The 11,935-nt window shown below is 71.6% G+C and carries 9 protein-coding genes and 1 pseudogene; 6 read left to right on the forward strand and 4 right to left on the reverse strand.

Features of this window, described 5'->3' with window-relative positions; genetic code table 11:
* Position 1 precedes the first annotated feature (1 nt).
* From GFD30_RS23605 to GFD30_RS23620, 4 genes are read right to left on the reverse strand one after another with little or no spacing between them, the layout of a single operon-like run.
* A complete protein-coding gene (locus GFD30_RS23605; RefSeq protein ID WP_153027613.1) occupies positions 2-1,930 on the reverse strand; it encodes an MFS transporter in 1,929 nt (642 codons plus the stop codon).
* Positions 1,927-5,130: an ATP-binding protein gene (locus tag GFD30_RS28110; protein ID WP_153027614.1), complete on the reverse strand. Its 3,204-nt coding sequence runs from the start codon at positions 5,128-5,130 to the stop codon at positions 1,927-1,929. Before GFD30_RS28110 ends, GFD30_RS23605 begins: the two co-directional genes overlap by 4 nt.
* The gene (locus tag GFD30_RS23615; protein WP_227996962.1) at positions 5,127-5,516 is read right to left on the reverse strand and encodes a hypothetical protein; all 390 of its coding nucleotides are present in this window, start codon (positions 5,514-5,516) and stop codon (positions 5,127-5,129) included. The genes GFD30_RS28110 and GFD30_RS23615 overlap by 4 nt, the downstream gene beginning before the upstream one ends.
* A 47-nt stretch (positions 5,517-5,563) precedes the next feature.
* Positions 5,564-5,845, reverse strand: coding sequence for a hypothetical protein (locus GFD30_RS23620; RefSeq protein ID WP_153027615.1), 282 nt, complete (start codon positions 5,843-5,845; stop codon positions 5,564-5,566).
* 381 nt (positions 5,846-6,226) lie between these two features.
* Here GFD30_RS23620 and GFD30_RS23625 point away from each other — a divergent pair, with 381 nt between their 5' ends.
* From GFD30_RS23625 to GFD30_RS23650, 6 genes and pseudogenes are all read left to right on the forward strand, one after another.
* Positions 6,227-7,021 (forward strand): hypothetical protein, encoded by a 795-nt coding sequence (locus GFD30_RS23625; RefSeq protein ID WP_153027616.1) that lies wholly within the window; start codon positions 6,227-6,229, stop codon positions 7,019-7,021.
* 101 nt (positions 7,022-7,122) lie between these two features.
* On the forward strand, positions 7,123-7,860 hold the full coding sequence (locus GFD30_RS23630) for a hypothetical protein (RefSeq protein WP_153027617.1): 738 nt from the start codon (positions 7,123-7,125) through the stop codon (positions 7,858-7,860).
* Positions 7,857-8,156, forward strand: a complete 300-nt coding sequence (locus GFD30_RS23635) for a hypothetical protein (protein ID WP_153027618.1) — start codon at positions 7,857-7,859, stop codon at positions 8,154-8,156. Before GFD30_RS23630 ends, GFD30_RS23635 begins: the two co-directional genes overlap by 4 nt.
* A 16-nt stretch (positions 8,157-8,172) precedes the next feature.
* On the forward strand, positions 8,173-9,138 hold the full coding sequence (locus GFD30_RS23640; protein ID WP_153027619.1) for a hypothetical protein: 966 nt from the start codon (positions 8,173-8,175) through the stop codon (positions 9,136-9,138).
* Positions 9,135-10,499, forward strand: coding sequence for a hypothetical protein (locus GFD30_RS23645; protein WP_153027620.1), 1,365 nt, complete (start codon positions 9,135-9,137; stop codon positions 10,497-10,499). Before GFD30_RS23640 ends, GFD30_RS23645 begins: the two co-directional genes overlap by 4 nt.
* A gap of 79 nt (positions 10,500-10,578) precedes the next feature.
* Positions 10,579-11,935: pseudogene (locus GFD30_RS23650) on the forward strand (hypothetical protein); the annotation flags it as partial.

Here is an 11,935-nt window from a genome sequence, read left to right on the forward strand (position 1 = left end):
GTCAGTCCCTTCTCGCAGGCCGGTAGACCTCTCCACCACCGGAGCCGCCTCCGGTGGAAGTGCCGGGCCCGCTCGTTGAGCCCGCGGACCTGTCCGCGGTGGTCTGCTGCTCGGGCAGAGTGTCGCCCGAGCTGCTCCGAGGTGCACGGATCGTGTCGGAGCTCTCCTCGGGACGGGAGTTCTCCCGGCGCAGACGAGCACGCTCTTGCTCGCGTTCACGTTCGGCGCTCTGATCATCGCCGCCGCGCCGCCCCAGGAACGAGTCCGCAGGACCGCTGCCCCCGACCAGTCCCGCGATCCGTCTGCCTGGGCGCAGCAGCAGCCAGGCGGCGACGCCTAGGAGCCCGATCATGACCACCTGCAGCCATACCGGCATCGCCGTTTGGAGGATGCGGCTCGACGCCCATATGTAGATGACCGCGGCGAGCGAGAAGATCGCGACGTTGATGATGGCGCCGAGGACGGTGTTGACCAGGCGTTTGAACGGCCCGCCCGCGGGCCGCAGGAGGGCGATGGTGCCGATGATGGGCAGCGCCACGATCGCGAACCGCACGATCATGAAGCCCAGGATGATCAGGATCGACGCGGTGAGGTCGAACAGCGAGAAGAAGATCGCGGTCAGCAGGGCGAGCAGGCCGGTGCCGGTGCGCTCCCAGGCGCGCTGGCCGCTGAGGTTCGCGTACGCCTCGGGGTCCTCGGTCTGGATCTGGCCGACGAGATTCCGCCAGAGCTCCTGCTTCTCCTCGATCAGGTCGTTTCGATAGGTCGCCGAATCCTCGGCTTCCGCGTTCTCTCTCCAGGAAAGCGCCTGCGCAGCGAAGAGCGCCGGCCCGTACTTGTAGGCGGTGTTGGACTCGGTCACGACCGGGTTGCCTTCGGCGTCCTCGACGACCTCTCCGTTGCGCTCCTGGAACGTCACCTCTTCGCTCTGGCCGAGCATCGTCCGCAGCCAGTTCTGGTAGAGGACCTGGCCCGAGACGGTGTCCGAGGCGGTCACGGCCGCGCTGCGGGTGTCGATGCAGAAGTCCTCGCCGTTGAGCTCCTTAAGCTCGTCGTACCGGTCCTGGTCGATGTTGGCTTCGCGGATGCAGCCTTCGGCGGCGTCGTCGGCGATGAGGACGACGCTGAGGTCCATTCCGATGGTCAGGGCCTGGTCGGTGTACTCGGCGGCCCTCACCGGCCAGCGCACGACGGCCGTGACGAGCACCAGGATGAGCACCGCCCAGGCGACGGTGGTCACCGCGTTGTTCATGTCCGCTTGGCGCGAGCGCCAGAGCAGGTACAGGCCGATGAGGCCGACCGTGACCGCGCCGAAGACGGTGAAGATCTGGCGGTAGAGGACCTCGGTGCCCTGCTCCATGAAGCTGTTCGACCAGCCCCACATGGTGTCGGGCTCCCACGCGGCCTGCCGCATCGAGTTCGCGGCGCCGACGGTGGCGATGGAGAGGTTGAACTCCATGTTGGCCAGGGCGTTCGCGGTGTCGGCGCCGTTCGGGATCGCGACCGCGTCGACGCATTGGCCGCCGACGCTCATCTGCTGGGAGCCGTACATCGGGAGCTGGTACCCGGCATAGCCGTACCGGCTGTACGTGCCGATGCCCTCGCTCTTGTCGAGTTCGCTCGGTTCGGCGAACCAGCCGGCCATGCCCGAATCGGGCGAGGCGGGTTGGGGTGCCGCCTCGCATTGGAGTTCCTGGGCTTGCGGCAGTTCGTCGACGCATTGGGACCAGTACGTGTGCCACTCGTAGTCCGTGCATCCCTCCGCGTCGTCTTGCGCCCCGGCCGTTCCCGGCGTCAGGATCAGCGCGCCCAGGGCCGCCGTCAGGGCGAGGAGGATCCGGCCGGCCCGGCCCCCTAGGCGTGCGAGGCGGCCCGTTTGGTCGGCGGGTCGTGCGGGCGGGGCGAGGTCGTGGGCGGAGGGGTCGGTCACTGTTCCTCCCCGGGGGTGGTGTTGAGGTGGTCGAGGAGGCCGCGGACCCAGGTGAAGTCGGCGCGGATGCGTTGGACGCGGCCGTCGACGTCGCGCATGACGAACTCGCGGTACGGGAGCTTGCGGGTCTCGGAGGCGTCCACTTCGGAGAGGGAGGCGAGGACGGACTCGTAGCCGACGCCGGTGGGCACGCGCAGGAGCTTGAGGGCCTCTTCGGCGATCTGGGCGTCCTCCGCGATGCGGCCGACGAAGACCGTGGAGACGAGGTTCTGGACGTCGAGGCCGAGGATGTCCTTCGGGTTCTGGCTGGCGACCAGGGCCGCGAGGTTCCATTTGCGGGAGTCGCGGGCGAGGCGCACCAGGAAGGAGCGGCCGGACTTCCAGCCCTCCATGAAGTGGGCCTCGTCGAGGCCGACGAGTTTGCGGCGGTGCATGTCGCCGCCGTAGGCGCGGCGGACGGCGAGGCGGTGCGCGGTGTGGAGCATCGGGAGCGCGAGGGCCTCTTCCGCGGACCAGTACTCGCGTTCGATGCCGAGGTCGGGCAGGCGCAGACCCGACATGGTGATGACGGTGAGTGCCGTGTCGTCTTCGAGGACGCCCTTGTCGGGGTTGCCGAAGAACAGCTTCGCGAGCGGCATCTCGGCGGTGTCGAGGAGGAGCGCGGCGAGCTCGGCGCCGTCGCCGGTGACGTGGTCCTCGGCGTCCTGGAGGGATTCGACGAGGTCCTCGAGCGCGGAGTCCTCCTCGGCCGGTACGTGGCGGGCGGCGTGGCGCAGGAGGCGGGCCGTGCTCGCCTCGCGCTGGACCTGCGGAGGCAGGAGCATCGCGCAGATGTCCTGGACGAGCATGCGCCGCTCGGAGCGGGCGTTCGAGACGGCGATGTCGTACTCGCGCTGCCCCTCGGGGCTGTCCTCGTAGTGCTCGCGGCGCGGCGACGGGATGAGCGCGTACGGCGCGAGCGTCCCGTACTCGGAGCCGGTCAGGTTGAGCACCCGCGAGAACGGTTTGAGCTCGGGCATCTCGCACAGCTTCGCGAGCGGGCCCGAGGGGTCGAGGAGGGTCACCTGGACGCCGCGGCGGGCGGCGAGGTAGCCGATGGCGCCCATGAGGGTCGACTTGCCGCCGCCCGGTTCGGCGACGAAGACCGACAGGCCGGACTTCTCGCGGACCTCGGTGGCGAAGTGCAGGTCGAGGAAGACCGGGCTGCGCGAGGTGCCGGCGGTGCGGCCGATGAGGTCGCCGCGGCGGTCGCCGACGACCGAGGCCGCCTGCGGCATCGCCGCGGACATGAGCTTGACGGGCATGCGCCGGACGTACCCGGTCTGGGCGACCGGTTCGCCGGGGATGAACTCGCGGGCGAGCCAGTCCTGGTTCTTCGGGTGCTGGAGGCTGATGCGCATGTCCCGCTGGTACATCTGCATGAGGGTGCGAGCGCGCTCCAGGCACTCCTCCTTGGTCTCGGCGGTGACGGCGAGGCGGTGCCAGCCGTGGGCGCGGGCGGCGTCGATCGGCAGGCCGGTGGTCATCTCGTCGCCGACGCCGAGGGCGCGCTCGGCGAGGCGCTGGAGCTCGGGCGGGGCGTCCATCGCGTGCTCGTCGTAGTCGCGCTGCTGGGAGCGGATGAGCCGCAGCCGGTGGTCGAGGTCGCGGAACGCCTCGCCGGGTCCGAGGATGTCGATGCGGCTCGACAGCTCGACCGGCCACGGGCAGCGCTCGTGGAAGTGCAGCCACGGCTCGTGCCGCTGGGGGATCTCGAGCTCCTCCATGCGGCCGACGGTGAGGACGGCGGTGTGCTTCTCCTCGCCGGTGAGGCGGTTGACGAGTTTGACGGTGGAGCCGTACGGGCTGCGGTACCGCTCGATCGACTCGGTGAGGGCGAGGACGTCGCCGGGCTCCCAGTCGCTGTTGGAGCCCGAGAGCAGGCGCGGCGGCTCCATGCCGAGGGCCACGGACCGGTAGACGAGCCATTCGAGCTCGGCGGTGGTGGCGCGGCGGGCGCGGACGCCGAAGGAGCCGAGGACCTCGTCGAACTGGAGGCTGCGCTTCTCGATCTTCTCGCGTTCGGAGAGCTTGGTGCCGCGGCCGAACATGCGGCCGATCTTCTCGCCGAGCTGGTCGAACGCACCGCGGCGGGAGAAGGTGATGCCGAGGAACGTCTCGCCTTCGGCGTGGGAGAGCTGCTGGAGGTGGCGCTGGGCGGCCACGAGGTGGTCGGCCCAGCTGGTGCCGCCGGGGACGGTGCGCAGCGGGCGGGCGGTGTGGCGGTCGACGGTGCGGGCCCACTGGTCGGCCGGGAACGGCCGGGTGGTGCGGCGCAGGTGGACGCGCATGCCCGCGAGGCCGGCGTACTGCTCGGCGATGGCGGTGATGAGCGCTTCGCGCTCGAGGTCGGGCCGGAAGGACCAGCGCACGCCGGGCAGCTTGTACCAGGCGGTGACCGAGGCGGGCGTGAACGTGACGTGACCGGCGATTTCGGTGAGGCTCAGCTCCCGGAGCGGCTGCCGCTCCTTCTGGGCGCCGATCGGTTTGACGCGGACCGGTTTGTCGTCGGCCGTGTCCGGCACCGCCGCGGCGCGGGACTGGCGGACCGGGACGAGGTCCTGTCCGGGCACCCGTTGTGTACTGGTTTGCGCTGCCTGACGGCGACCTGTGGAAACAGTCCCGCGGGCCTGGTCAGCGGCCTGTGGATAACTTGGCCCCTGCTGTGGATAACTTCCGTTGCGCTGTGGATAACCCTGTGGATTCCCGCTGGTCGGAGGCGGTGTGTAACGCTGTGGATACCCCTGTGGATAACTCGGCTGATTCTGTGGATAACCCTGGGGATAGCCCTGTGGACGAGCGGTGGAGGGCGGCGTCATCGACGCAGGTGGCGACGCGTGTCGCATCGACTCCACTGGGGACGGCCGGGTGGGCTCCTGGGGCCGCGGCTCGCTCTGGGGCGCCCTCGCGGGCGGCGGCTGGCTCGGCGCTTGGGCCGGCTCGGTGCGGGCGGGCGCCTTCGCGGCCTCCGCCCGGCTGGACTCTCTGGCGGACTCCGTCCGGCCGGGCCCTCTTGCGGGCTCCGCCCTGAAGACCGCGTCCGCGAGGGCGGTCGCGTCGTCGCCGAGGTCGCCGGTCGGCCGCTCCCGGTCCCGCACGGGGGCGGGGGGCCGGGGGGCGGAGAACTTGGCGACGGGCTGACGGCGGTCCTCGCCGCTCATAGGCGCTCCTCAGTTCGGACGGGGTCCACGAGTGTGGGCCGCAGGCGGATCGAACGGGTCGTGAACGCCGGGATCCGGACCTCGTGGCCGTTGCCGCGCGTGTGCTTCCAGTCGGTGAGCAGCGTGCGGATGACCGTGGTCGCGGGCCGGTCGGCGTCGACGTAGCGGAAGATCAGCGAGGTCGCGACGAGGGCGATGGAGATCTCGATCGAGGGGAAGAGCTCGACGTCGCCGGTGAAGGCCCAGCGAATGAACATGAACAGGGCCAGCAGCGCGGCGAACGCGCCGTACTGGCCGTAGGGCAGGTGGACCGGGAGCGTGTAGCCGGGAGGGCCGAGGTACAGCAGGCGGGCACGGTAGATGTCGTCGTCGGTGCGCAAGCGCATGGGCGTCCTCCGTCCGGCCTTGCCTCAAGGGGCGATGTGGGGGCTTGCTAGTCCTCTTGACTGAACAGCACGTCGACCAGGCCGCCGCCGACGGCCACCAGGACGACGGCCCCGGCGATGAAGGCGATGCCGATGATCGCGATGGTCGACGAGGTGAGGACGCGGCTGACCTCGCCCTTGTTGGCGCGGGCGATGAAGATGAGGCCGAGGATGGCCAGCAGGATCGGCGCGATCCTCGACAGGAAGAAGGAGATGATCCCCTGCGTGTTGATCTCGGCGCCGGCCTGGGCGTGCGCGGCCACCGTCCAGAGTGTCTCTCTCACTGTCATCAGTCCCATCCTTCCGTCACACGAGCCACTACTACCTCACGTAACGCAATTTTCACTCATGATTCTTGTCTCCCAACCCATTGCGGGGTCTGCCCTCATCATATGCCGGGCCCCTGACGGAACGCACCTTCGTCGGCTCGAAGAGCGACCGCGGGGACGGCCCCGCTCCGAGTCCACCAGAACTGAAACAGATACGCCGCGAACTATCAATCCGATGGCCGCGATCACTGCCTGTCGGCAATCCGACACTAAACTGGGGGAGCCGGGTGTCCTACGATCAAGCCGCACAATAGAGCCCGACGGCCCAGGGCCGCCCGGCCCACGACGCACCAGCCCGAACCGCCGGCCACCAGGCCGACCACCGACCTCGCGGAGACCACCATGGACTACATCGACGACATCGCCGGCCGGCTCACCGCCGCGGCCGTCGCCTTCGCCGTCGCCGGTCTGGCCGTCGCCGCCCTCTCCGCCGCCGCCCTCGGCGGCGTCCGCGCCTCCGAGAAGTGGCCCTCCGCACCCGTCCCGCGACTCGGCCGCCCCGCCGTCATGGCCGGCGCCCTCGCCGGCCTCGTCGTCTTCGCCCTCGCCGCCGGACTGTTCTCCCTGGCGCGCTTCGGCACCGATTTGAACGCGAACGTCCGGGTACTCATGGCCGTGGGCGTGGACCTCCTCGCCCTCGCCGCCGGACTGTGGCTCGTCAGCTACGTCGCGGGGAAGGTCGAGATGCGCACGCTCATCGCCGTCCCCGACCACCAGCACGCGACCCCGCCGCCGATCCCGGTCTCCGGCGACCCGACCCGCTACCAGATCCCCGACTACACGGAGACGCCCGTGGAACCCGACCCGCAGGACCAGCCGCACCACTACCCGCCCGAACCGCGCCACCCGCAGGCCCCCTACGCGCCCGACACCTCCGCGACCGGCAGCCTCCCCGCCGCCGCCCCCCGCCCGAACGTCCCCACCATCCCCACCGACACCCGGCCCGGCTGGGTATTCCAGGACAAGGGCACCGGCGCGTTCTACGCCGCCGTCGCCCAGAGCCGCGGCGGCATCAGCCTCCTCGCCCTCGACGACTTCACCGTCGCCCGCACCGCCTCGCTCGTCGGCCCGCTCGAACTCGTCGGCTCCGTCGAAGCCACCGTGTGGCCCCTCGAGAACGGCGCCAACGCCGAATAGCGGCCCATACGGCGCCCGCCGCGGCGCGCCATCACGGGGTACCCACGCCCAGTGACCGTTCGCTACCCTCGGTGCAACCGTCTACGAAGCGAGCCGCCACCGTGACCGACGCCGCGCACACCTTCACCGACCTCGACGAATACGTGACCCTCCGCGTCGACGAAGGCGCCATCACCGTCGAAGTCTCCGTGCCCGGATTCCGCCAGCCCCCCGCCGTCCTCGCCGCGCTCCTCACCGAACTCGCCGCCCGCCTCCCCGACCCCGACGCCGCCGCCCGCGACCACCTCGCCGCCAGCGCCGAAGCCATCGGCCGACTCCGCCAGGCCGCCGCCGAAGGCGGCTACGAGGCGTTCGCCGCCATGATGCGCGGCCGCCTCGGCATCGACGCGGCCCCGGACACCCTCAGCCGCGACCCCGAGTTCGACCGCGCCATCGCCAACCGGCTCGACGGCGTCCTCGACGCCATGCGCTCCGCCCAGGCCCCGCGCCCCCGCCCGCCCGCCGAGGTCCTCACCGTCGAGGTGCGCAGCGCCGAAGGCGACCTCGTCGTCGCCTCCAGCACCGAGCAGGTCGTGGCTAGAGTCGAGATCGGGGCCGACGCCCGCCGGCGCGGCCCCGACGGACTCGGACGCGCGCTCACCGCCCTCATCGCCGAGGCGCGCGAGGAGCTGCGGCGCACCGCCGAGGCCCGGGCCCGGGAGGAGATGCCCGACAGCCACGTCAAGGCCGTCGACACCGCCCCCGAGATCGCGGAGAAGGCCGGCAGGGCCGCGACCATGATGACCGACCGGATCATGCAGATGCATGAGTCCCTGAACAGAAAGGCGGGCGGCCGATGACACGCGTCGTCGACGTCGACTTCCTCAAAGGACTCGGCCCGAGCATCACCGAGAAGGTGATCCCCATCCTGGAGTCCACCAACGAGGTCCTCCCCGAGCTCTCCAAGATCGACCGGAGCCTCTACACGACCGTCACCCTCCCGATGGCCGCCGCCTACTCGATGGCGACCGCCACGGTCACCGAGTCGATGGCCGGCGCCGCCGAGTGCTTCCGCGGCATGAACGAGGCCCTCGCCTCGTGCGCCAAGGACGCCGAGGAGTCCGACCAGGCCGTCGCCAGGCTCTTCAAGAACTGAGACGGGGGAACGGGGCATGTCCTTCGGGCAGGAAGTCTTCGACCTGGGCGACGCGATGGCGCCGGCCTGCAACGGCGTCATCAAGACCTGCGCTGTGGGCATCGCACCGCCCGCCATCGCCTTCGGGCTGTCGGTGCAGGCGCTGGCGACCAGCATCTACCTCAACCAGTGCAACCCCGGCGACCTCATGAAGGCCGGCGGCGCCTGGATCCTCCTCGCCGAGAAGAACTTCGACGCCGCGGACGCCCTCGAGGCCGAGACCGCCACGGTCAACGACGACAACTGGAGCGGCACCGACGCGACGGCGTTCAGGGAGGCGTCGGGCGACGTCGGCGCGCAGCTCCGCGAGATGGGCGTCATGGCCTACACGGTCGGCCTGCAGCTCATGGTGTTCGCGGGCATGTTCGCCGCCTACTGGGCGTTCCTCTCGGTGGTGACCCTGGTGATGGACGCGTACCTGATCGCCTACCTGGCCGCGCTCGCCGGCGTGCTCACCGCGCCCGGCGCGCCGGCGATCATGGCGAGCGCCCAGGCGACCGGCGCGACCCTGCTCGCGACGACCAAGACCATAGAGAAGGGCCTCCAGGCCGTCGCCGCCGTGTGCGCGGGGCTCCTCGGCTCCTTCACCGCGTTCACGCTCGTGTTCCAGAAGGCCAAGGGCAACCCGGTGTCGCCGCTGGACATCGCCGGGGCCGGGTTCACGAACATCGCCGAGGGCCTGCTCGTGTACGCGGTCAACGCGTTCACGATGACGCCCGGCGGGAAGCACGCGCTCAGCCCGCTCAAGAACCCGCTCATCCTGGGCGGGCACCTGTTCCAGGCCGGCTCCCCGTTCGCGCCGACCTACCAGGGCGACGGCGAGTGGAACGGCGGCTACGACGGCGGCGGCCCCGCGGCCGGCGCCCCCGACAGCCTCATGAACTGGTGGGAGGACGTCGCACCGCCCGCGATGACCAACCCTGAGGAAGTCGACTGGCGATGATCCGGGGAGGCAGCCCGCGGTACCGCACCCCCCGCCCCGGCTGGGAGGTCAAGCCGCTCAAGGAGCTCCGACCGCCCGCCGGACCTTCCGGCCGCATCGACCTGCGGATCGGGTACTGCGCGGACGCCGGCCCGAAGACCATCGCCGAGCAGGCGGCCGACCTCCAGCAGCGGCGCCTCGCCGGCGACCCCGTCGCGTCCATGAACGACCTGCGCTCGAGCCTCGTCCCGGTCGTGCTCGTCGACGGCGCGCCGGTCGCCGCCGGTTGGGGGCGGATCAGCGTGCCGGTGGCGGCGGGACGCCACCTCGTCGAGGTGCAGAGCCAGCACTCCCGGGCCTGGCGGGCCGTCGACGTCACCGCCGGAGCCGCGGTGAAACTCGACTACGTCGGCATGCTCGGCGACCGGCACCGCGGCTACGGGGAGGGCCCGCAGAGCGGCCGCCTCGGGCGCCTCACCGGGTACACGCTCGGGCCGCGCGGGCGGCTGACGTACTTCCAGTACCTGCCCGCCAACGCGAAGTACCGTCTCAGCGCGGCCGTGTTCATGCTGTTCCTCCTCTGCGGCGTGGCGATCATGTGGACGTCGGCGTTCACCGGCGCCCCCGAGTCCGCGACCTTCCCGATCGCGATCGGCGTGTTCCTGCTCGGCGCCTCCCTGTGGGGCGGCCGGGTGCTGTGGACCTGGATCCGATTCAACCGCGGCGCACCTGAAGCTCCGCTGAAGACGCCTGAAGCGCTCCTTCAGGTTCCCGGCGGGCCGGTCCTGGCCCCTGAGATCCTCGACCCGGCCGGGCCCGTCCCCGAGCCGCGGCCCGGGGCCGCGGTCCTGCTCGTCGACGCCCGGTTCCTCAAGGACGACCTCTCCTCAGAGGAGCTCGCGATGCAGCTCCCGCCGGGCCGCGAGCGCATCGAGCCGGGTGAGCGCCGGTCGCTCGACAAGGTCGGCGAGCTCGTCCCGATCGCCCACCGGTTCGCGGTGCCGCCGCCGCAGATCGCACTCGACGGCGCGCCGGTAGCCGCGACCTGGACCCGCATGCGGCTCGAGGTCCCGCCCGGCCCGCACCGGCTCACTGTGCGGACCCCGCTGCCGCCCTTGGCCGTCCCGCGCGCCGCCGAACCGGAGGAGCGCACCGCGGCCTTCGAGGTCCAGGACGGCGACGTCACCATGATCGGCCTGACCGTGTCCGTCCACGCCGTCCCCGACCCGGTCGAACCGCTGCTCCACCGCTGGGAGTGCCGCATCGACGGGTTCGGCCCGAGCGACCGCTCCGAGGCGGTTCCGGCCCCGCTCGCGGACGTGCGCGGCGGCCTGCGGCGGGCCTGGACCGGCCGCTGGTGGGAGACGCGCGACGACGCGTGAACGGTGGTTCCCCAAACCGGCGCGCTGTTGCTACCGTGAAGGGACCCGGCCGCCCGTTCCCCTCGCGAGGTGAGTATCTATGAGCGACGACCAGTCGTACCTGGGCCTCGACGCCGCGGCTCCGGTCGCGGCCGCACCCGCGTTCGGATACGTCGAGGCCCCTGCCGCAGACGCCCCGCCCGGGCCGGTCGAGACGCAGCCCGGCATCGTCGCCGTCCGGCCCCCGTGCTCGAACGCCGCGTGCGGCAACGCGACCGTGCACCCCGCCGAGCAGGCGTGGCAGCAGCTCGTGTCGGCCGTCCCGGTCGAACGGCAGCTCTTCCGGCTGCGCCCCAAGGAATCCGCGATGGCGTACCCGACCGAGGCCGACTTCCGCGCGGCCGTCGCCGCGGTCCGCCCCGAGCAGGCCGACGCGCACTCCCTGGAGCGGCTGCGCGGCGCCTGGACCGAGGAGGTCTCCGGCAGGCTCGCCGACTGGTCCGAGCAGATCCGCTCCAACCTCAACGACCTCGCCGAAGGCTGGTCCGGGGCCGACTTTGAGGCGTTCGAGGCGGCGTGCGGGCAGACCCGCGAACTCGTCGAGGACCTCATCGACGACGTTGACACCACCGTCGCCAGCCTCCAGTCCACTGAGGACGCCCTGTACTCGCTCCAGGGCGGCGACTCCGGCGAGATCCCCTACCCCGCGCCGCAGTTCTGGATCGACGGCGACTGGCACTCCTGGGTCTCGGTGCACGTTAGGCCCGCCTGGTGGCACGGCGACTGCATCCAGTACACCTGCGAGGAGGCCGAGCACGTGCTCGCCCTCGGCGGCGGCGACCCCGAGCTCGCCACCGAGATCATCGACTACATCGACGAGCGGATCCTCCACTACATCGACTACTACTCCAGCCCCGTCACCATCGAACGCGAAGGGCTCGACCCGTCCAGGGGCCTGACCGTCGAGGAGGCGAAGGAGCTCGCGGTCGCCGACGCCGTCGAGCACTACGGGACCCTCGTCGACCAGAACTGGGGCGCCTACGACGCCCGCCACGCCGAGATCGACGACGACATCGCCCAGCGCGGCGCCGACACCGACGCCGAGGACCGCTCGGTGAGGACCGTCCGCAGCGACAAGGAGTACCCGTCCGCCGCCGACCCCGCGTACATGGACCTCGAGCCGCCGCCCATGGACCCGCCCGCCGGCGCCGCCCAGCCCCAGGCCACCGAGGATCCGTCCCTGGAACCGCCGGTGGCCGAGACGCCGCCCCCGGCCGGCGAGGAGCCTGCCGAGGACGACCAGGTCAGCGGCGGCCTCGCCTCCGGCGGAACCGGAAGCGCCGCCACCGGTTCCGGCGGCGGTGCCTTCCCCGCCTCCGCCGCCGCGACCGCCGCACCGTCCGCCGGGGCGGCCACCGCCGCCGGCACGACCCTCGGCGCCGCCACCGCGGCGGGAG

This window comes from Glycomyces albidus, from assembly GCF_009451885.1.
In the GTDB taxonomy this organism is placed as follows: Bacteria; Actinomycetota; Actinomycetes; order Mycobacteriales; family Micromonosporaceae; genus Glycomyces; species Glycomyces albidus.

What these genes read in the sequence shown, in the direction of transcription:
- GFD30_RS23645 (WP_153027620.1), top strand. Translation starts at nt 9,135, where the DNA reads ATGATCCGGGGAGGCAGCCCGCGGTACCGCACCCCCCGCCCCGGCTGG.
- GFD30_RS23625 (WP_153027616.1), top strand. Translation starts at nt 6,227, where the DNA reads ATGGACTACATCGACGACATCGCCGGCCGGCTCACCGCCGCGGCCGTC.
- GFD30_RS23640 (WP_153027619.1), top strand. Translation starts at nt 8,173, where the DNA reads ATGTCCTTCGGGCAGGAAGTCTTCGACCTGGGCGACGCGATGGCGCCG.
- GFD30_RS23635 (WP_153027618.1), top strand. Translation starts at nt 7,857, where the DNA reads ATGACACGCGTCGTCGACGTCGACTTCCTCAAAGGACTCGGCCCGAGC.
- GFD30_RS28110 (WP_153027614.1), bottom strand. Translation starts at nt 5,130, where the DNA reads ATGAGCGGCGAGGACCGCCGTCAGCCCGTCGCCAAGTTCTCCGCCCCC.
- GFD30_RS23615 (WP_227996962.1), bottom strand. Translation starts at nt 5,516, where the DNA reads ATGCGCTTGCGCACCGACGACGACATCTACCGTGCCCGCCTGCTGTAC.
- GFD30_RS23620 (WP_153027615.1), bottom strand. Translation starts at nt 5,845, where the DNA reads ATGACAGTGAGAGAGACACTCTGGACGGTGGCCGCGCACGCCCAGGCC.